This window comes from Curtobacterium sp. MCBD17_021, assembly GCF_003234525.1.
Classification (GTDB): Bacteria; Actinomycetota; Actinomycetes; order Actinomycetales; family Microbacteriaceae; genus Curtobacterium.
Genome location: NZ_QKTS01000012.1, coordinates 16,695 through 35,646 on the forward strand (window position 1 = coordinate 16,695; position 18,952 = coordinate 35,646).

At 68.7% G+C, this 18,952-nt stretch carries 15 protein-coding genes and 3 tRNA genes; 9 read left to right on the forward strand and 9 right to left on the reverse strand.

Translation table 11 applies throughout. From position 1 onward, the window contains the following. Positions 1 to 219: 219 nt before the first annotated feature. Positions 220 to 306: transfer RNA gene (locus tag DEI83_RS11405), tRNA-Leu, on the reverse strand. A gap of 85 nt (positions 307 to 391) precedes the next feature. On the opposite strand from DEI83_RS11405, the gene DEI83_RS11410 reads away from it, so the two are divergent. From DEI83_RS11410 to pknB, 7 genes are all read left to right on the forward strand, one after another. Next, complete coding sequence (locus DEI83_RS11410) at positions 392 to 1,072, forward strand: DUF3662 and FHA domain-containing protein (RefSeq protein ID WP_111082169.1); 681 nt, start codon at positions 392 to 394, stop codon at positions 1,070 to 1,072. Continuing rightward, positions 1,069 to 1,632, forward strand: a complete 564-nt coding sequence (locus tag DEI83_RS11415) for an FHA domain-containing protein (RefSeq protein ID WP_111082081.1) — start codon at positions 1,069 to 1,071, stop codon at positions 1,630 to 1,632. Before DEI83_RS11410 ends, DEI83_RS11415 begins: the two co-directional genes overlap by 4 nt. A 6-nt stretch (positions 1,633 to 1,638) precedes the next feature. After that, a complete protein-coding gene (locus DEI83_RS11420) occupies positions 1,639 to 3,000 on the forward strand; it encodes a Stp1/IreP family PP2C-type Ser/Thr phosphatase (RefSeq protein WP_111082082.1) in 1,362 nt (453 codons plus the stop codon). Next, the gene (locus tag DEI83_RS11425; protein ID WP_111082083.1) at positions 2,997 to 4,436 is read left to right on the forward strand and encodes an FtsW/RodA/SpoVE family cell cycle protein; all 1,440 of its coding nucleotides are present in this window, start codon (positions 2,997 to 2,999) and stop codon (positions 4,434 to 4,436) included. The genes DEI83_RS11420 and DEI83_RS11425 overlap by 4 nt, the downstream gene beginning before the upstream one ends. Continuing rightward, on the forward strand, positions 4,433 to 5,887 hold the full coding sequence (locus DEI83_RS11430) for a penicillin-binding protein 2 (protein WP_111082084.1): 1,455 nt from the start codon (positions 4,433 to 4,435) through the stop codon (positions 5,885 to 5,887). Before DEI83_RS11425 ends, DEI83_RS11430 begins: the two co-directional genes overlap by 4 nt. After that, complete coding sequence (locus DEI83_RS11435) at positions 5,884 to 7,608, forward strand: serine/threonine-protein kinase (RefSeq protein WP_111082085.1); 1,725 nt, start codon at positions 5,884 to 5,886, stop codon at positions 7,606 to 7,608. Before DEI83_RS11430 ends, DEI83_RS11435 begins: the two co-directional genes overlap by 4 nt. A gap of 149 nt (positions 7,609 to 7,757) precedes the next feature. Beyond that, on the forward strand, positions 7,758 to 9,566 hold the full coding sequence (gene pknB / locus DEI83_RS11440) for a Stk1 family PASTA domain-containing Ser/Thr kinase (protein WP_258371177.1): 1,809 nt from the start codon (positions 7,758 to 7,760) through the stop codon (positions 9,564 to 9,566). A gap of 98 nt (positions 9,567 to 9,664) precedes the next feature. Here pknB and DEI83_RS11445 read toward each other — a convergent pair whose 3' ends face one another. Next, a complete protein-coding gene (locus tag DEI83_RS11445) occupies positions 9,665 to 10,303 on the reverse strand; it encodes an aminodeoxychorismate/anthranilate synthase component II (RefSeq protein WP_111082087.1) in 639 nt (212 codons plus the stop codon). An 81-nt stretch (positions 10,304 to 10,384) separates the two neighbouring features. Between DEI83_RS11445 and DEI83_RS11450 the strand changes: the two genes are divergently transcribed. Then, the gene (locus tag DEI83_RS11450; protein WP_111082088.1) at positions 10,385 to 10,639 is read left to right on the forward strand and encodes a cell division protein CrgA; all 255 of its coding nucleotides are present in this window, start codon (positions 10,385 to 10,387) and stop codon (positions 10,637 to 10,639) included. Positions 10,640 to 11,011: 372 nt separating this feature from the next. Here the strand turns inward: DEI83_RS11450 and DEI83_RS11455 are convergent, their stop codons facing one another. Together DEI83_RS11455 and DEI83_RS11460 are read right to left on the reverse strand one after the other, a co-directional pair. Continuing rightward, entirely contained in the window at positions 11,012 to 11,863 is an 852-nt protein-coding gene (locus DEI83_RS11455; protein WP_111082089.1) for a rhomboid family intramembrane serine protease, read from the reverse strand. Between the two features lie 5 nt (positions 11,864 to 11,868). Continuing rightward, on the reverse strand, positions 11,869 to 12,408 hold the full coding sequence (locus DEI83_RS11460) for a peptidylprolyl isomerase (protein ID WP_111082090.1): 540 nt from the start codon (positions 12,406 to 12,408) through the stop codon (positions 11,869 to 11,871). A gap of 114 nt (positions 12,409 to 12,522) precedes the next feature. Between DEI83_RS11460 and DEI83_RS11465 the strand changes: the two genes are divergently transcribed. Beyond that, positions 12,523 to 13,083 carry a hypothetical protein gene (locus tag DEI83_RS11465; protein WP_111082091.1) on the forward strand — a complete coding sequence of 187 codons (561 nt, stop codon included), beginning with the start codon at positions 12,523 to 12,525 and terminating at the stop codon, positions 13,081 to 13,083. Positions 13,084 to 13,430: 347 nt separating this feature from the next. Here DEI83_RS11465 and DEI83_RS11470 read toward each other — a convergent pair. From DEI83_RS11470 to gyrB, 5 genes are all read right to left on the reverse strand, one after another. Next, positions 13,431 to 13,503, reverse strand: a tRNA-Ala gene (locus DEI83_RS11470). A 53-nt stretch (positions 13,504 to 13,556) separates the two neighbouring features. Beyond that, positions 13,557 to 13,633: transfer RNA gene (locus tag DEI83_RS11475), tRNA-Ile, on the reverse strand. Between the two features lie 72 nt (positions 13,634 to 13,705). Beyond that, positions 13,706 to 14,113, reverse strand: coding sequence for a DUF3566 domain-containing protein (locus DEI83_RS11480; protein ID WP_111082092.1), 408 nt, complete (start codon positions 14,111 to 14,113; stop codon positions 13,706 to 13,708). After that, positions 14,106 to 16,790 (reverse strand): DNA gyrase subunit A, encoded by a 2,685-nt coding sequence (gyrA, locus tag DEI83_RS11485; protein ID WP_181431189.1) that lies wholly within the window; start codon positions 16,788 to 16,790, stop codon positions 14,106 to 14,108. Before gyrA ends, DEI83_RS11480 begins: the two co-directional genes overlap by 8 nt. 112 nt (positions 16,791 to 16,902) lie before the next feature. Beyond that, entirely contained in the window at positions 16,903 to 18,924 is a 2,022-nt protein-coding gene (gene gyrB / locus DEI83_RS11490) for a DNA topoisomerase (ATP-hydrolyzing) subunit B (protein WP_111082093.1), read from the reverse strand. Positions 18,925 to 18,952: the final 28 nt, after the last annotated feature.

Here is an 18,952-nt window from a genome sequence, read left to right on the forward strand (position 1 = left end):
GCTCCCTGTGACGAAGGTGGTTGCGTCGTGCAGGGGCGATGGTCGGCGGCGGTCGCTGAGTACGCGTCCGGAGTGTTCAGATCGCGCGGACGGGTTCGGCCGCGACCGGGGCGGGATCCCCGGAGGCCCGCGGATCGCGGGCGAGATCGCTCGTGTCACGGACGCGGGCCGGGAACGACGAAGGCCCCGATCTCCCGATCGGGGCCTTCGTCTTCTGCCTGGTGCGCGAGGGGGGACTTGAACCCCCACGCCGTTTCCAGCACACGGACCTGAACCGTGCGCGTCTACCAATTCCGCCACTCGCGCCAGCGACGAGAACACTACCATGCACAGACGGAGCCCGGAGCCAACCACTACCATGCAGTGGTCAGCGACCGAGAACGTGGAGACCATGGGCCTACTGGACAACTTCGAGCGAGGGTTGGAGCGCGCCGTCAACGGTGCCTTCGCGAAGACCTTCCGCTCCGGTGTGCAGCCGGTCGAGATCGCTGCGGCCCTCCGACGCGAGCTCGACACCAAGGCCGCGGTGGTCTCACGCGAGCGCATCCTCGTGCCGAACGAGTTCACGGTGCGCCTGGCGCCGCCGGACCACACGCGCATGAACGACGTCGGTCGCCCGCTCCTCGACGAGTTGACGCAGCGGGTCCAGCAGCACGCGGTGGCGCAGAACTACTCGTTCTCCGGTCCGGTGACGATCCGCCTCCAGCAGGACGGCACGCTGTCGACGGGGATCCTCGAGATCGACTCGACCACCGTGCAGCGCGACGTCGCGTGGGTGGCCGTCCTCGACATCGGATCGCAACGACACCGGCTGCACCGCGGACGCACCGTCATCGGCCGCGGCACGGACGCCGACATCACCGTCGCGGACACCGGGACCAGCCGGAAGCACGTCGAGGTCCTCTGGGACGGCAAGCACGCGCAGGTGAACGACCTGGGCTCCACGAACGGGTCGAAACTCAACGGCGAACGCTTCCAGCAGGCGATCCTCGAGCCGGACTCCACCATCGAGATCGGTCGTACCCGTATGGTGTTCCGGGTGATCCCGGAGAACGACGGAGGTGCGCGATGACCACGGGCCTGACCCTGCTCGTCCTGCGCTTCGCGTTCCTCGCGGTGCTGTGGCTCTTCGTCTTCGTGATCGTCTTCGCGCTCCGGAGCGACCTGTTCGGCCAGCGCGTGCGCGCGATCCCCACCGACCCGAAGGCCGGTCCGTCCGGTCCCACCACCCCGCCGGTCCCCGCCGGCGCCGGTGCGGCGGCCGCCCGGAACACCTCTTCGGCCAGCGCCTTCACCGAGCTGATCGGCCAGACCGGAGGTCCGACCGCCCCCGCCACGCCGGTCGCCACCCGACTCGTCATCACCGAGGGCGCGCGCGAGGGCATGGAGATGCCGCTCGGCGGCGGACCGATCACGATCGGCCGCTCGAGCGAGAGCAACGTCGTGATCCGTGACGACTACACGTCGACCAACCACGCCCGGCTCGACCTGCAGGGCGGAGCCTGGGTGCTCACCGACCTCGGGTCGACCAACGGCACCTTCGTCAACGGCCAGAAGGTCACCGCTCCCACCACCGTCGCGGAACGCACCCCGATCACCATCGGGACGACGACGTTCGAGCTGCGGCGGTAGGCCCGGATGCCGGCTCGCACGCTGAGCGCCGCTGTGTCCCACGTGGGGCGCATCCGCGCGAACAACCAGGACTCCGGCTACGCCGGTCAGCACCTGTTCGCGGTGGCCGACGGCATGGGCGGGCACGCCGGCGGTGACGTCGCCTCGGCGATCGCGATCCGTCGCATCCGCGAGGTCGACCGTGAGTTCCCGTCCGCGCACGACGCCGAGTTCGCGCTGCAGTCGGCCCTGATCGCCGCGAACCAGCTCATCACCGAGACGGTGTTCGAGCACCAGGAGCTCACGGGCATGGGCACCACCGTGAGCGCCATGATCCGCGTCGGCGACCAGCTCGCGATCGCCCACATCGGCGACTCCCGGATCTACCGCTGGCGGGACGGCGAGCTGCAGCAGATCACGTCCGACCACACGTTCGTGCAGCGGCTCGTCGACAGCGGACGGATCACCCCGGAGGAAGCCGCCGTGCACCCGCGGCGCTCGGTCCTCATGCGCGTGCTCGGCGACGTCGACGCGGCGCCCGAGGTCGACACGGCCGTCATGGACATCCGCCCGGGCGACCGGTGGTTGCTCTGCTCCGACGGCCTGTCCTCGTACCTGGCAGAGGAGCGCATCCGCCATGCGCTCGCCTCGACGATGGACGCCAACCAGGTCACGCAGCGCCTCGTGAAGGAGACGCTCGACCACGGCGCGCCCGACAACGTCACGGTCGTGGTGCTCGACGTCACCGACTCCGAGCCGGGCGAGGACGACGACGCCGCGACCACCGTCGGATCCGCCGCAGCCCCGCTGACCTTCGAAGCGTCGACGGGTCGCAAGCCGATCCGCCTCCCCACGATCCTGCTGCACCCCCTCAAGGTCTCCGCGGCACCGGAGGACTCGCACTTCGAACCCGAGTCCGACCAGTACTTCGCCGAGCTCATCGCCGAGGACCGTCGTCGCCGCATCCGCCGTCGGATCTCGTGGTCGGTCGCGCTCGTGGTGGCGGTGCTCGTCCTCGTCGGAGCGGTGTTCATCGGGTACCGCATCGTGCAGGACCACTACTACGTGGGCACCGACCGTGGCTCCGTCGCCATCTACAAGGGCGTCCAGCAGACCATCGGACCGGTCGCGTTGTCCGACGTGTACGAGGACACCGACATCGCGATCGCCGAGCTGCCCGACTTCACCAGGGAGAACGTCCGCTCCACGATCAACGCGACGTCGCTCGAGGACGCCCGTGACATCGTCGAGCGCCTCCGCACCGCTGCCGAGACCGGGCAGGACCAGAGCGGCACCGGTGGGTCCGGTGCGGGCCCGTCGCCCTCCACCGACCCGTCGTCGTCACGCAGCCCCTCGCCGTCCCCCTCCCCGTCCAGGAGCGCACGATGAGCGCCACGACCGCACCGTCGCTGACCCAGGCGATCACGATCAAGCTCCGTGAGCCCGCGCGGGCGCGCAACCTCGAGCTCGCCCTGCTCGTCATCGCCTGCGGGATCTGCGCCGGCGCGATGGTCCTCGTGCAGCTCGGCACCAAGGGCAGGGTCTTCGACACCTCGGTGCTCTGGACGGGCGCCTCGATCCTCGGACTCGCACTGGTGATGCACGTCGTCCTGCGCGTCGTCGCGAAGAACGCGGACCCCTTCGTCCTGCCGATCGCCCTCGTGCTCAACGGCATCGGGATCGCGGAGATCTACCGCATCGACATCCACAACGGCGACAGCGGCTGGGACGCGATCGGCGTCAAGCAGATCGCGTGGACCCTGCTCGCCATGGTGCTCGCCATCGCGACGCTGCTCCTCGTACGCAACCACCGGTTCCTGCAGCGCTACCGCTACATCTTCATGCTGCTCACCATCGTGCTGCTCCTGCTGCCCATGCTGCCCGGCATCGGCACGAACATCGGCGGCGCACGGGTCTGGATCCGGATCGGGCCGTTCTCGTTCCAGCCGGGCGAGCTCGCGAAGATCACCATGGCGCTCTTCTTCGCCGGGTACCTCGTCACGGCTCGGGACAGCCTGTCGATCGTCGGCAGGAAGTTCCTCGGGATGACGTTCCCGCGCGCCCGCGACCTCGGACCGATCCTGATCGTGTGGGGAGCTGCGATGAGCGTGCTGGTGTTCCAGCGCGACCTCGGCACCGCGCTGCTCTACTTCGGCCTGTTCCTCGTGATGATCTACGTCGCGACCGCGCGGCTCAGCTGGGTCGTGATCGGCCTCGGGCTGTTCATCGGCGGTGCGCTGGCGGCCGCGAGCGCGCTCGTCTACGTGCAGGGCCGGTTCGAGCAGTGGCTCGACCCGTTCGACCAGCAGATCTTCTCGCGTGAGACCCAGGGCAGCTACCAGCTCGTGCAGGGGCTCTTCGGCTTCGCGAACGGCGGCATCACGGGCACCGGCCTCGGCCAGGGTCGGCCGTACATCACGCCGGTCGCCAACGCGGACTACATCATCGCCTCCCTCGGGGAAGAGCTCGGCCTCATCGGCGTCTTCGCGATCCTGGGGCTGTTCGTCATCCTCGTCTCGCGGGGCATCCGGGTCGGGTTCATGGCGCAGGACGACTTCGGCAAGCTGCTCGGGATCGGCTTCGGCTTCACGATCGCCCTGCAGGTCTTCGTGGTCGTCGGTGGCATCACCCGGATCATCCCCGTCACGGGCCTCACCACGCCGTTCATGGCGGCTGGTGGTTCGTCCCTGGTGGCGAACTGGATCATCGCGGCGATGCTGCTGCGGCTGACCGACTCCATCCCCGCCGAGCAGCGCATCCAGCAGGGTGCGTTCGCCGACCGGGGCAACGCCGGCCGTGGCCGGTCCAGGAAGGAGCGCCGATGAACCGCCAACTCCGCGGCGTCTCGACCGTCGTGGTGCTCATGTTCGTCGCCCTGTTCGTGTCGACGACCTCGATCCAGTTCTTCTCGGCGGACTCGCTCCGTGCCGACTCCCGGAACTCGCGCACCATCCTCGACAGTTACTCGACCAAGCGCGGTGCGATCCTCGTCGACGGCAAGCCCATCGCCGAGTCCACCGCGGTCGACGACCAGTACCAGTACCAGCGCAAGTACAACAACGGCGAGCTGTACTCGGCGGTGACCGGTCACTTCACGATCGGGCAGGGCAACACGGGCATCGAGAGCGCCGAGAACGCGGTGCTCTCGGGGAACTCCGACGAGTCCTTCTTCCAGAACCTCAACGCGATCCTGACCGGACAGGACGTCCGAGGCGACAACGTCAACCTGACGATCGACCCCGACGTGCAGCAGGCGGCCTACGACGCCCTCGGTGCGAACACCGGCGCGGTCGTGGCGATCCAGCCGAAGACCGGCAAGGTCCTGGCGATGGTGTCGAAGCCCGGCTACGACCCGAACTCGCTCACCTCGCACGACACCGACGAGGTCATCGCCCGGTACCAGGCGCTCGAGGCGGACCCCACCAAGCCGCTCCAGAACCGTGCCATCGCCGGCGACCTCTACACGCCCGGATCGGTCTTCAAGCTCGTCGTGGCCTCCGCCGCACTGGCGAGCGGCGACTTCACCCTCGACTCGACCCTGCCGAACCCGTCGACCCTGACGCTCCCGGGGACGAGCTCGCGGATCAACAACGCCGAGGGCGGCAGCTGCGGCGGTGGCGACGAGGTCAAGCTCCGCGTCGCCATCCAGTACTCGTGCAACATCCCCTTCGCCGAACTCGGGCAGAAGCTCGGGTACGACACCATCAAGAAGACCGCGGACGCGTACGGCTTCGGCGACGTCATCGACATCCCGACCTCGGCCACGCCCAGCCAGTACCCGGAGCCGGAGTCCACCGCGCAGCTCATGCTCAGCGCGTTCGGCCAGGCCAACGACCGGGTGACCCCGCTGCAGATGGCGATGGTGGCGTCGGGCATCGCGAACGGCGGTCGGGTGATGCAGCCATCGCTCGTCGAGTCGATCGAGACGAGCGACCTGAAGACCGTCGAGTCGTTCTCCCCGAAGCAGTACAGCGCGCCCCTGTCGTCCGACCAGGCCGCCGACCTGACCGAGGCGATGCAGAGCGTCGTCGCGGCCGGGACCGGAACGAATGCGAAGATCGACGGTGTCGACGTCGCGGGCAAGACCGGGACCGCCGAGGGCGGGACGGGCGATCCGTACACACTCTGGTTCACGGGCTTCGCCCCGGCCAAGGACCCCGAGGTCGCGGTCGCCGTGGTCGTCGGGAACGGCGGCGGACTCGGTCAGTCCGGCGTCGGCAACACGGTCGCGGCTCCCGTCGCGAAGAAAGTCATGGAGGCGGTGCTGAACAAATGAGACCCACCAGCGGACTCACCTTCGGTGGGCGGTACCAGCTCTCGTCCCGGGTCGCCATCGGCGGCATGGGAGAGGTGTGGCAGGCGACCGACCTGGTCATCGGTCGCACCGTCGCCCTGAAGATCCTCAAGGACGAGTACCTCGGTGACCCCGGGTTCCTCGAGCGCTTCCGCGCCGAGGCCCGGCACGCCGCCCTCGTCAACCACGAGGGCATCGCCAACGTCTTCGACTACGGCGAGGAGGACGGCAGCGCCTACCTCGTCATGGAGCTCGTCCCGGGTGAGGCACTCTCCACCATGATCGAGCGGGAGCACACCCTCCCGGTCGACAAGGTCCTCGACATCGTCGCCCAGACCGCGAACGCCCTGCAGGCCGCGCACGCGGTCGGCCTCGTGCACCGCGACATCAAGCCCGGCAACCTGCTCATCACCCCGGACGGCCGCGTCAAGATCACCGACTTCGGGATCGCGCGCATCGCCGACCAGGTCCCCCTCACGGCGACCGGTCAGGTCATGGGGACGGTGCAGTACCTCTCGCCCGAACAGGCCAGCGGTCACCCGGCCTCCCCGTCGACCGACATCTACTCCCTCGGCATCGTCGCGTACGAGTGCCTGGCGGGGCGTCGACCGTTCACGGGCGAGTCGCAGGTCGCGATCGCGATGGCGCACATCAACGAGCAGCCGCCGGCGCTCCCGGGCACGGTCCCGGAGCCGGTGGCGGCGCTCGTGATGTCCTGCATCGCGAAGAAGCCCGCCGACCGTCCCGCGACGGCTGCCAACCTGGCGCGTGCCGCCCAGGCGTTGCGCCGCGGTGACGTCGCCGCCGCGACCGTCGCGGTCCCCGCGCTCGCCGGCGCAGGCACCGTCGCCTTCAACCCGCCGGCCGGGAACGACGACGCCACGGCACTGATCGGCACGCAGCCGAACGCGCCCGTCGTCGGTGGTGCTCCTCGGACGCCCGCCGGGCCGGAGGACGACGAAGAAGAGAAGAAGAGCCGGGCCTGGATCTGGTGGCTCGTCGCGGCCGTGGTCGTCGCGGCACTCGTCATCGGCGGGATCGTGTTCGCGAACCAGGGCCAGGACGCGGATCCCGGTCCGTCGCCGAGCCGTTCGGTGACGCCCTCCCCGGTCCAGACGCCCACCGAGGAGCCGACGCCGACCCCGACCGAGACGCGGACGACGATCAACCCCGGCGACTACGTCGGGCGGTCCACCGACGAGGTCCGTGCGGAACTCCAGTCGCTCGGCTTCGCCGTGCAGGTCCAGGACGGCGACCCCGCAGCCTCGGCCGAGCAGGCCAACACCGTGCAGTCGATCAGCCCCACCGGCAGCCTGGCCGAGGGCACGCTCGTGACCCTGCGGGAGTACACCGCGCCTCCTTCGGTCAACAAGCCGAACACGCCGAGTGCCGGCGCGGTGTCGGCCACCGGCGCCGTGACGTTCAGCTGGTCGACCGCGACCTGCCCGACCGGGTACACCGTCTCGAAGTACTCGTGGACGGTCTCCGGCGGGAAGGACGCCTCCGGCGCGACGAGCGGCGACACGTCCGAGACCTCCGTCGACATCCAGGCCGACCAGCCGGGCAACGACGTGACGCTGTCCTACACCGTGACGTGCGGCAACCTCGCGGCGTCGAGCAGCTCGGACCCGGCGACCGCCACCTGGGTGCAGCCGCCGGAGCCGACGGACGCCCCGACGCCGACCGCCACCCCGCAGGACTGAGTCAGCGCGAGACCGTCACGAGGCCCTGGCACGATGCGTGTCAGGGCCTCGCCACGTTCCGGTAACGGTTGACCCGTCAGCGCGGTCGGCCAGCGTCCCACCAGACACCCCTGCCGTACACTTGCTCGGACGGACATTCGGAGGAGTACGTGCCAGAAGGTGTGACCGCGGGGATCACGCTCCTCGCCAACCGTTACGAGATCGGTGACGTCATCGGTCGAGGGGGCATGGCCACCGTCCACGTCGGGACCGACACTCGACTCGGTCGGCGGGTCGCGGTCAAGCTGTTGAAGCCGAGCCTCGCGAACGACCCGGCCTTCCGCACGCGGTTCCGGCAAGAGGCCCAGGCGGCGGCACGGATGGCGCACCCGACGATCGTCCGCGTCTACGACGCCGGCGAGGAGACCGTCCGCGAACCCACGGGCGCCGAGGTGCAGGTCCCCTTCATCGTCATGGAGTACGTCGAGGGTCGTCCGCTCAGCGAGATCGTCGCCGAGGGCCCGGTCGTGCAGGAAGAAGCGGCCCGCATCGTCGAGGGCATCCTGACCGCCCTCGAGTTCTCGCACCGTGCCGGCGTCGTGCACCGTGACATCAAGCCGGCCAACGTGATGATCACGCACTCCGGCCAGGTGAAGGTGATGGACTTCGGGATCGCCCGCGCCATCACGGACACGTCGGCCACCGTCGCGCAGACCACGTCGATCCTCGGGACCGCCTCCTACTTCTCGCCGGAGCAGGCCCGCGGCGAGCTCGTCGACGCCCGCACGGACCTGTACTCGACCGGCATCGTGCTGTTCGAACTGCTGACCGGCCGCCCGCCGTTCCTCGGTGCGTCGCCGGTCGCCGTGGCGTACCAGCACGTCAGCGAACAGCCCGTCGCTCCCTCGACGATCACCTCCACGGTGTCCCCGGCGCTCGACGCGGTGACCTTGCACGCCCTCGTGAAGGACCGCACCCGGCGCTTCCAGAACGCTGCGGAGTTCCGCCGTGACCTGCAGCAGGCCGCTGCCGGTCACGTGCCGACCTCGTCGAAGAAGCTCGCCGCCGCCGCTGCCGACGACGCGTCACTGCTGTTCGGTGTCAACCCACGCGCGGCCGCGACGGCCGACGTCGCGTTCCGGGAACTCGACGACACCCAGGAACGCCCGCCACAGCGCACGCAGAACCGACCTCCGGTGGCCTGGATCTGGCTCGGCATCGTCCTGACCGTCGCGGTGATCGCCGCCGTCGCGTACTTCGTCGTCAACCTCGAGCCCGGCAAGCCCCCGGTCAGTTCCTCCGTCAAGGTGCCGAGCGTCGCGGGGCAGACGTACACCGAGGCGAGGGACCGGCTCGCCGCCCGTGGCCTGACACCCGTGAGCGTGGAGGAGCCGTCGGACGACGTGCCGAAGGACACGGTGATCCGCTCCGAGCCCGGGTCGGGGACACCCGTCGCCCGCAAGCAGGAGATCCGCCTCGTCGTGTCCACCGGTCCGGAGCAGGTGGCCGTCCCCGACGTCGGATCGGCCTCCCAGGACGCGGCGACCAAGACACTCGAGGACGCCGGTTTCAGGGTGGGCGCGGTCACGTCCGACTACTCGGCGACGGCTCCCGAGGGCACCGTCCTGAGCACCGACCCGGCCTCTGGTGGGGCGCAGCCCAAGGGATCCGTCGTGGACCTGGTCGTGTCCAACGGCAAGGTGAAGCTCCCCGACGTGACCCAGCAGCCCTTCACCACCGCGGATGCGACCCTGCGGGGCCTCGGCCTCACGGTGCAGGGGTCACCCTCGTACGCGTGCACCGGGAACACCGTCACGCAGCAGAGCATCCCGTCCAGCGACGTCGCCCAGGGCAGCACGGTCGTGCTGACGTACTGCGCCGCATCGTCCCAGCCGTCGCGCCAGCTCTCTCCGCCCGCTGACGGCGGCGACCAGGACGGCGCCGGCGACCAGGACGGCGACGACGGCGCGGGCGACTGACCCGAGCGGACGAGCCGGTCGGCCTGACGGGGGCGTCGTCGTCAGCGACAGCCCCGGTGCGGGGATCCCGCTCCGTGGGCGCCGGCCGGCTGGTCCGCCTAGCGGCCGGTGATGAGCGGCCCGAGTCCGGCTGCGCGCTCCGCGGCACCGTCGAGTCCGGCGGTCTCCAGCCAGTTGCCGACCATCCGGTACCCGCCTTCGGTGAGCACCGACTCCGGGTGGAACTGCACGCCGTACACGGGGGCTCCGCGGTGCTGGACGCCCATGATGACGCCGCCGGCAGTCCGGGCGGTGACCGTCAGTTCATCGGGGACGGTGCCGTTGACGATGGCCAGCGAGTGGTACCGCGTGGCCGTGAAGGGGTGCGGGACGCCGGAGAACAGCACACTGTCGTCGTGGTCCACCTGCGAGGTCTTGCCGTGCATGAGCTCTTCCGCGTGGGTGACCGTGGCCCCGAGGGCCTCCGCGATGGCCTGGTGCCCGAGGCACACTCCCAGCAGGGGCTTGTCGACCGCGATCGCCGCACGGACGGTGGGGATCGAGACCCCGGCGTCGGCGGGCGTGCCGGGACCCGGCGAGAGCAGCACACCGTCGTACTCGGCGATCCGGTCCGCGATCTCGTCCTGCGGGAACGCGTCGTTGCGCACCACGTCGGTGTCCGCTCCGAGCTGCTGGACGTAGCCGTTGAGGGTGTACACGAAGCTGTCGTAGTTGTCGACGACGAGGATCTTGGTCATGGGCCGTTCACCGTACTCGTGGGGGATGTGAGCAGCCTCCGTCGGCCCGCGCTCACGCCTGGTGACGGTAGGATACCGGCCATGGCCATGGACAAGGACCGCACCAAGCCCGCCCGGAAGACCCGAGCCGACTCGGTCGACACCGCGGGGGACCAACCGAACCCCGTGTGGTTCAAGCCGGTCATGTTCGGCTTCATGCTCATCGGTCTCGCCTGGGTCATCGTCTTCTACGTCTCCGGCGGCACGCTCCCGGTCCCGACGCTGAACTCGTGGAACATCCTCATCGGCTTCGGCATCATGTTCATCGGCTTCCTCATGACCACCCGGTGGCGCTGAGCAGTCCAGCGATCCGATCCGACGCCCATCGCACCTGCTGGTGTGGCGGGCGTCGTCGTCTGTCCACAAGGAACTCGCCAGCGGCCCTCCCGCCGGGAGGCGCGCCCCGGGTTCTCCACAGATCGGCAGGTTCTCCACACAACGTTCCACACTCCCTGGCCGGAGTTCTCCACAGGCTCGTCCACAGTGGGGATAATCACACGGGTGTAACTCACTGGTCTCTCCACAGTTGTGGACAACTTCTGGTCGAGGTGTGGAGAACGGCCGACGCCCAGCGCTGCCGGAGCGCTGACCGCTGGTCCGTGCCGGGACGGCATGCAGAACGCCCCACCGCCGGAGCGGTGGGGCGTTCTCTCGTGAGCCGTCGTGAGGTCAGGCGGAGGTGAGTGCGTACCCGACGAAGCAGAGCGCGATGGCGACCACGGCCTCCAGGACGAGGAGCGTGGTCTGCAACCCGCGCTGCCGGACGTTCCTCGTCCGCGCGAACACGAAGCCGGTGACGAAGCCGGCCAGGATGCCGCCCACGTGGGCCTGCCACGAGATGTTCGTTCCGGGCAGGAACCCGATGACCAGGTTCAACCCGATGACGACCAACAGCGAGACCGCGTTGTTCCCGAGGCTGCGCTGCAGCACGAAGAACGCCGCGAAGAGGCCGAAGATCGCACCTGACGCCCCGACCACCCAGGTTCCCGGGGCCAGGAACGTCACGAGCATGGACCCGCCGATCCCGGCGATGAAGTACAGCGCCAGGAACCGCCACGTGCCGAGCATGTTCTCGAGCATCCGACCGAAGATGAACAACGCCCACATGTTGAAAGCGATGTGGAGGAAGCTCGAGTGCACGAACAGCACGGTGACGATCCGCCACGGCTGCGTCGGCAGCAGGGCGGAGTTGTACGCGAGCCACTGCGCGAGGAAGCCCCCGGACAGCTGGTCGAGCAGCCAGACGACCACCGAGACGGCGATCAACACGACCGTCGCCTTCTGGTCGAGCATCGCGAAGCGGCGCCGCGCGACGGTCAGGCTGCTCGGGCCGGATGCCCGACGGTTCTCCGTGAACTTCGCCCGCTGCTCACGGACGCACTCGGGGCAGTGCACCCCGACCGCTGCCGGCGTCTGGCACTCCGGGCAGATGGTCCGCCCGCAGCGCTGGCAGAGCACGAAGCTCGGCCGGTCCGGGTGCCGGTAGCAGGTGTTCGACGAAGCCGAGGTGGAGTCGGTCACCCGGGTCAGACGTCCTCGACGTCGATGCTCTGGATGACGACGTCCTCGACGGGCTTGTCACGACCGTCGGTCTGGACGCCCTCGATCGCGTCGACGACCGCGCGCGACTCGTCGTCGGCGACCTCACCGAAGATGGTGTGCTTGCCCTGCAGCCAGGGGGTCGCCACCGTGGTGATGAAGAACTGCGAGCCGTTGGTCCCGCGGCCGCCCTGGATACCGGCGTTCGCCATGGCGAAGATGTACGGGTTCTGGAACGTGAGCTCCGGCGAGATCTCGTCGTCGAAGCGGTAACCCGGGCCGCCGATGCCCTGGCCGAGCGGGTCGCCGCCCTGGATCATGAAGTCCTTGATGATGCGGTGGAAGACCACGCCGTCGTAGAGCTTGTCGGTCGACACCTTGCCGGTGCCGGGGTGCGTCCACTCCTGCGTGCCGGTCGCCAGACCGACGAAGTTCTGGACGGTCTTCGGGGCGTGGTTGCCGAAGAGGTTGACGCGGATGTCGCCCTTGTTGGTGTGGATCGTTGCGACAGCGGTGTGCAGAGACATGACCCGATTCTCTCATGTGGCGCTGGATCTGCACGGGACGCACAGCCGGTGATCTGTGACCTGTCAGCCGACCTGGTGGCAGGATGGGGGCACGTCGACCCATGGAGGTACCGAATGTCGATCGAGATCCCGCGCAAGCGCCGGAAGCAGATCAAGAAGCTCAAGGGCAAGACCGCGACGCTCCTCGGGGAGCAGCGGAAGGTCCTGGAGCACGCGAACGCCATCCTGGCCGAGGCCCGGGGACACGCCGCCGATGCTGCCCGGAAGGACCTCGCTCCCCGCGTCCAGAACGCGATCGACAACGGGCTCCGTCCCGCGGTCGCGACGGGCGTGCACGCTGCGACCTCTGCCGCTCAGAGTGCCTCGCAGCGTTTCCAGTCCGAGGTCGTGCCCGGCCTCATCTCGACCGCTGGCTCCGTGCTCAGCGTCGGGGACCTGGCGAAGGACCCGCGTGTCCAGAAGATCGTGAAGGAAGCGCAGAAGCGAGGCGGGGTGTTCCTCAAGCAGGCTCCCGTCCCGGAGAAGAAGGGCATCGGCTTCGGTGGGGTCGCCCTCATCGTGGTGGGTGTCGTCGCGGTCGCCGGTGCTGCCTACGCGGCGTACCAGACGCTCCGCGCCGACGACGACCTGTGGGTCGCCGACGACGCTGACAACGCGGGCAAGCCCGCCGCCTGACCTCCTGGTTCGCTCGAAGGGCCCCGGCGCTGTGCCGGGGCCCTTCGTCGTTCCCGGGAGGCCCGAGCGGCGCACGCCGGCCCGCCGACCTCGAGCTCGCACAACACCCGGCCGTCCCGCCGTCCCACCGTCGAGGTTCCAGAATTCGCGCACCTCGAGCGTCGAGAGCAGCACATTCCGGAACCTCGAGGAACAGCGCGCGGCACGTCGCGCAACCTCAGCGTACGAGCGACGAGGAGCCGACCACCGACGACGACGACGCGCCGCAGGAGCGGCGGCGCGGCTTGGCACGACGACCGACCGCGGCGAACCGAGGAACGAGCGGAGCAGAGCTCACGCAGAGGGAGTGGAGCCTAGGAGATTCGAACTCCTGACATCTGCCTTGCAAAGGCAGCGCTCTACCAACTGAGCTAAGGCCCCGGAGCGACCGAACCGGCCGCCACGTCGAGAGTTCCGACGCGGGAGTTGAGTTGTGGTGGGGCTACAAGGACTTGAACCTTGGACCTCTTCGTTATCAGCGAAGCGCTCTAACCGCCTGAGCTATAGCCCCTCAGACCGGATGAAAGCCTACCGTACGATCGCGCTGGAGCGAAATCGAGCCGATCGGCCCACCCGGACCGGGTCAGTTGTTGGTGAAGCCCACGAGCACGCCACCCGTGATCCGCACGCTGAGGTTGTACAGGACGCTGACGATCGCACCGAGCACGGTCCCGACGACGACGTTGAGGATGCCGACGACGATCGAGAACCCGAGGACCTGGCCCAGCGAGAACTGGTCCATGATCGAGTAACTGTTCTGACCGGTGACGTCCTTCAACAGGCTGTCGACCTGGTCGAAGACGCCGGTCTGGTTGAGGATGACCCACACCAGCGCCGTGGCCACGACGATCACGATCGAGCCGGCCAGGGCGATGAGGAACGACAGCTTCACCATCGACCAGAAGTCGACGTACACCAGGCGGAGTCGGACCTGACGAGTCCCGACGGGCCGCTTCGCTTTCCGCTGGAGCTTCTCGGCGACACTACTCATTGCTTGACTCGTCCTCTCCGGCCTCCACAGGCGCGGCGTCGGTGGGCAGCGCGTCGGTGGAGACTTCCTCCACGAGCTCTGCGTCGGCGGCGTCGGCGACCGCTTCGTCCGGGCTGACGGTCTCGACCGGGCCCGCGGGCTCGATCTCGGCGTCCGCCTGGTCGTCCAGGTTCCGCTCACTGTTCCGGGCCACGGCGATGATCCGGTCGTTCTCCGCGAACCTCGCGAAGACGACCCCCATCGTGTCGCGTCCCTTGGCGGGGACCTCGGCCACGGCAGACCTTACCACCTTGCCCGATTGCAGCACGACGAGCACCTCGTCGTCCTCGCCGACGATGAGCGCACCGACCAGGTCACCGCGATCGGCTGCCAGGCGGGCCACCTTGATGCCGAGGCCGCCGCGTCCCTGGGTGCGGTACTGGTCGACGGAGGTGCGCTTGGCGTAGCCGCCCTCGGTCATGACCCAGACGAACCCGTCGTCGGACACGACCGACGCCGACAGCAGCGAGTCGTCACCACGGAAGGACATGCCCTTCACGCCGGAGGTCGATCGACCCATCGGGCGCAAGGTGTCGTTCGTCGCCGTGAAGCGGAGCGACATCCCGTGGCGGGAGACCAGCAGCAGGTCGTCGTGCTCGTCGACCAGCAGCGCGGACCGGAGCTTGTCACCCTCACGGAGGTTGATCGCGATGATGCCGCCGGTGCGGTTCGTGTCGTACTCGGTGAGCGCGGTCTTCTTCACGAGACCCTGCTCGGTCGCGAGGACGAGGTACTGCGCTGCCTCGTAGTCGCGGATGTCGAGGACCTGCTGGATCTGCTCGTCCGGCTGCATGGCGAGGAGGTTCGCCGAGTGCTGGCCCTTGGCATCGCGCCCGGCCTCCTGCAGCTCGTACGCCTTCGCGCGGTACACCCGGCCCTGGTCGGTGAGGAACAGCAGCCAGTGGTGGGTCGTCGTGACGAAGAAGTGCTCGACGACGTCGTCCGCGCGGAGCTGGGCGCCGCGGACACCACGACCGCCGCGGTGCTGCGAGCGGTACTGGTCGCTCCGGGTGCGCTTGACGTAGCCACCGCGGGTGATGGTGACGACGACCTCTTCTTCCGGGATGAGGTCTTCCATGCTCATGTCGCCGTCGAAGCCGAGCATGATCTCGGTCCGACGGTCGTCACCGAAGCGGTCGACGATCTCGGTGAGCTCGTCGATGATGATCGAGCGCTGGCGCTCCGGACGGGCGAGGATGTCCTCGAAGTCCGCGATCTTCAGCTCGAGCGCTTCGGCCTCCTCGTGGATCTTCTGGCGCTCGAGAGCGGCCAGACGACGCAGCTGGAGTTCGAGGATCGCGCGGGCCTGGATCTCGTCGACCGAGAGCAGCTCCATGAGGCCGTTCCGAGCCTCCTCGACGTCGGGCGACCGGCGGATGAGGGCGATGACCTCGTCGAGGGCGTCGAGCGCCGCCAGGTACCCACGCAGGATGTGCGCGCGCTTCTCGGCCTCACGCAGGCGGAACCGGGTCCGCCGGACGATGACCTCGATCTGGTGGTCGACCCACGCACTGATGAACCCGTCGAGTGCGAGCGTGCGCGGCACTCCGTCGACGATGGCGAGCATGTTCGCGCCGAAGTTCTCCTGCAGCTGCGTGTGCTTGTACAGGTTGTTGAGCACGACCTTGGCGACCGCGTCACGCTTCAGCACGATGACGAGCCGCTGACCGGTCCGGCCCGACGTCTCGTCGCGGATGTCGGCGACGCCGGCGAGACGGCCGTCCTTGACGAGTTCCGCGATCTTGATCGCCAGGTTGTCCGGGTTGACCTGGTACGGCAGTTCGGTGACGACGAGGCAGGTGCGGCCCTGGATCTCCTCGACGTTGACCACGGCGCGCATGGTGATGGAGCCACGACCGGTCCGGTAGGCGTCCACGATCCCGCGGGTGCCGAGGATCTGCGCCCCGGTCGGGAAGTCCGGACCCTTGATGCGCTGCATGAGCGCCTCGAGGAGCTCTTCACGCGTGGCGTCCGGGTGCTCGAGCGCCCAGACGGCACCGGCGGCGACCTCGCGCAGGTTGTGCGGGGGGATGTTCGTCGCCATGCCGACCGCGATGCCGACGGAACCGTTGACGAGCAGGTTCGGGAACCGCGACGGCAGGATCGACGGCTCCTGCGTGCGACCGTCGTAGTTGTCCTGGAAGTCGACGGTCTCTTCCTCGATGTCCCGCACCATCTCGAGGGCGAGCGGGGCCATCTTCGTCTCGGTGTACCGCGGGGCTGCGGCGCCGTCGTTGCCCGGCGACCCGAAGTTGCCCTGACCGAGCGCGAGTGGGTAGCGGAGCGACCACGGCTGCACGAGCCGGACGAGTGCGTCGTAGATCGCGCTGTCGCCGTGCGGGTGGAACTGACCCATGACGTCGCCGACGACGCGCGAGCACTTCGAGAAGGCACGGTCCGGCCGGTAGCCACCGTCGTACATCGCGTAGATCACGCGACGGTGCACCGGCTTCAGACCGTCGCGCACCTCTGGCAGGGCACGGCCGACGATGACGGACATCGCGTAGTCGAGGTACGAGCGCTGCATCTCGAGCTGCAGGTCGACCTGCGAGATGCGGTCACCGGAGACGACGATGTCCCCGCTGGAGCCGTGCACGATCTCGGGCTCGTCGGCGCCGTTCTCGTTGTCGTCAGCCATGTGCTTGCGTTGCCTTCCTTGACAGCCTGGAGGCTCGTCGTCCGTTGGTCACGCCGGGCGCGACCAGAAGGGGTCGGGTCGGGTCGACGCGGCGTGCGCCGCGCCTCCCGGCCTAGATGTCCAAGAAGCGGACGTCCTTCGCGTTCTGCTGGATGAACTGGCGACGGGACTCGACGTCCTCGCCCATCAGCGTCGCGAAGACGCTGTCCACCGCGGCGGCGTCCTCGAGCGTGACCTGCAGGAGCGTGCGGGTGTCCGGGTTCATCGTGGTGTCCCAGAGCTCCTTGTAGTCCATCTCGCCGAGGCCCTTGTAGCGCTGGATCCCGTTGTCCTTCGGGATGCGCTTGCCGGCGGCGATGCCGGACTGCAGCATCGCGTCGCGCTCGCGGTCGCTGAAGACGTACTGGTCGGCCGCGTTCGACCACTTCAGGCGGTACAGCGGCGGCTGCGCGAGGTACACGTAGCCGCGCTCGATGAGCGGCCGCATGTAGCGGAACAGCAGCGTGAGCAGCAGCGTGGTGATGTGCTGGCCGTCGACGTCGGCATCCGCCATCAGCACGATCTTGTGGTATCGGGCCTTGTCCGGGTCGAAGTCCTCGCCGATGCCGGCACCGAACGCCGTGATCATCGACTGGATCTCCTGGTTCGCCAAGGCACGGTCGAGGCGGGCCTTCTCGACGTTGAGGATCTTGCCGCGCAGCGGCAGGATCGCCTGCGTCATCGGGTTGCGCCCCTGCACGGCGGAACCGCCGGCGGAGTCGCCCTCCACCATGAAGATCTCCGACAGGGTCGGGTCCTTCGACTGGCAGTCCTTGAGCTTGCCGGGCATGCCGCCCGACTCGAGCAGCCCCTTGCGCCGGGTGGTCTCGCGGGCCTTGCGGGCGGCGAGACGGGCCTGGGAGGCCTGGATCGCCTTCCGCACGACGTCACGCGCCTGCGACGGGTTGCTCTCGAACCAGTGCACGAGCTCCGTGCCGACGACGCGCTGGACGAAGGACTTCGCCTCGGTGTTGCCGAGCTTCGTCTTGGTCTGGCCCTCGAACTGCGGTTCGCCGAGCTTGACGGAGATGACGGCCGTCAGGCCCTCGCGGATGTCGTCACCCGTGAGGTTGTCGTCCTTCTCCTTGATGATCTTCGTCTCACGCGCGTAGCGGTTGACGAGCGTCGTCAGTGCCGCGCGGAAGCCCTCTTCGTGGGTGCCACCCTCGTGCGTGTTGATCGTGTTCGCGAAGGTGTGGACGCTCTCCTGGTACGAGGTGTTCCACTGCATCGCGACCTCGAGCGCGATCTTGCGCTCGGTGTCCTCGGCCTCGAAACCGATGACGTCGGGGTGGACCAGGTCGGCCTTCTTCTGCGCGTTGAGGTACTCGACGTAGTCGGCCAGGCCGCGCTCGTAGCGGAAGGAGTCCTTGCGGGCCTCTTCGCCCTCGTCGGGGGTGCGCTCGTCCGTCAGGGTGATGCGCAGTCCCTTGTTGAGGAACGCCATCTGCTGGAACCGGGTACGGAGCGTCTCGTAGTCGAACTCGACGGACTCGAAGATCTCGGCGTTCGGCCAGAACGTGATCGTCGTGCCGGTCTCGTCGGAGGCTTCGTCCTGCGACAGCGGCGCGACGGGGACACCGTCGGTGTAGCTCTGCCGCCACACGTGCCCCTGGCGACGGACCTCGACGTCGAGTTCGCTCGAGAGCGCGTTCACGACGGAGGACCCGACCCCGTGCAGCCCGCCGGAAACCGCGTAGCCGCCGCCGCCGAACTTGCCGCCGGCGTGCAGCACGGTCAGGACGAGCTGCACCGTCGAGATGCCCTCGTTCGGGTGGATGTCGACCGGGATGCCTCGGCCGTTGTCGACCACCCGGACGCCGCCGTCTTCACGGATGGTGACGTCGATGGTGTCGCAGTACCCGGCGAGTGCCTCGTCGACGGAGTTGTCGACGATCTCCTGGACCAGGTGGTGCAGACCACGGGGACCGGTCGAGCCGATGTACATGCCCGGGCGCTTCCGGACGGCTTCGAGCCCCTCGAGCACCTGGATCTGGTCCGCGCCGTACGATGGTTCGCTCTGCGGGGCCTGCTCCTGCGGCTGGGCCTCGTCGCTCTGCGGGTCTCGCTGCTCGTCGTCAGATTCAGATGTCATGTCGGGAGTGCTCCTGCCTGCGCACGGA

What these genes read in the sequence shown, in the direction of transcription:
- DEI83_RS11410 (WP_111082169.1), top strand. Translation starts at nt 392, where the DNA reads ATGGGCCTACTGGACAACTTCGAGCGAGGGTTGGAGCGCGCCGTCAAC.
- DEI83_RS11415 (WP_111082081.1), top strand. Translation starts at nt 1,069, where the DNA reads ATGACCACGGGCCTGACCCTGCTCGTCCTGCGCTTCGCGTTCCTCGCG.
- DEI83_RS11420 (WP_111082082.1), top strand. Translation starts at nt 1,639, where the DNA reads ATGCCGGCTCGCACGCTGAGCGCCGCTGTGTCCCACGTGGGGCGCATC.
- DEI83_RS11425 (WP_111082083.1), top strand. Translation starts at nt 2,997, where the DNA reads ATGAGCGCCACGACCGCACCGTCGCTGACCCAGGCGATCACGATCAAG.
- DEI83_RS11430 (WP_111082084.1), top strand. Translation starts at nt 4,433, where the DNA reads ATGAACCGCCAACTCCGCGGCGTCTCGACCGTCGTGGTGCTCATGTTC.
- DEI83_RS11435 (WP_111082085.1), top strand. Translation starts at nt 5,884, where the DNA reads ATGAGACCCACCAGCGGACTCACCTTCGGTGGGCGGTACCAGCTCTCG.
- DEI83_RS11445 (WP_111082087.1), bottom strand. Translation starts at nt 10,303, where the DNA reads ATGACCAAGATCCTCGTCGTCGACAACTACGACAGCTTCGTGTACACC.
- DEI83_RS11450 (WP_111082088.1), top strand. Translation starts at nt 10,385, where the DNA reads ATGGCCATGGACAAGGACCGCACCAAGCCCGCCCGGAAGACCCGAGCC.
- DEI83_RS11460 (WP_111082090.1), bottom strand. Translation starts at nt 12,408, where the DNA reads ATGTCTCTGCACACCGCTGTCGCAACGATCCACACCAACAAGGGCGAC.
- DEI83_RS11465 (WP_111082091.1), top strand. Translation starts at nt 12,523, where the DNA reads ATGTCGATCGAGATCCCGCGCAAGCGCCGGAAGCAGATCAAGAAGCTC.
- DEI83_RS11480 (WP_111082092.1), bottom strand. Translation starts at nt 14,113, where the DNA reads ATGAGTAGTGTCGCCGAGAAGCTCCAGCGGAAAGCGAAGCGGCCCGTC.
- gyrA (WP_181431189.1), bottom strand. Translation starts at nt 16,790, where the DNA reads ATGGCTGACGACAACGAGAACGGCGCCGACGAGCCCGAGATCGTGCAC.
- gyrB (WP_111082093.1), bottom strand. Translation starts at nt 18,924, where the DNA reads ATGACATCTGAATCTGACGACGAGCAGCGAGACCCGCAGAGCGACGAG.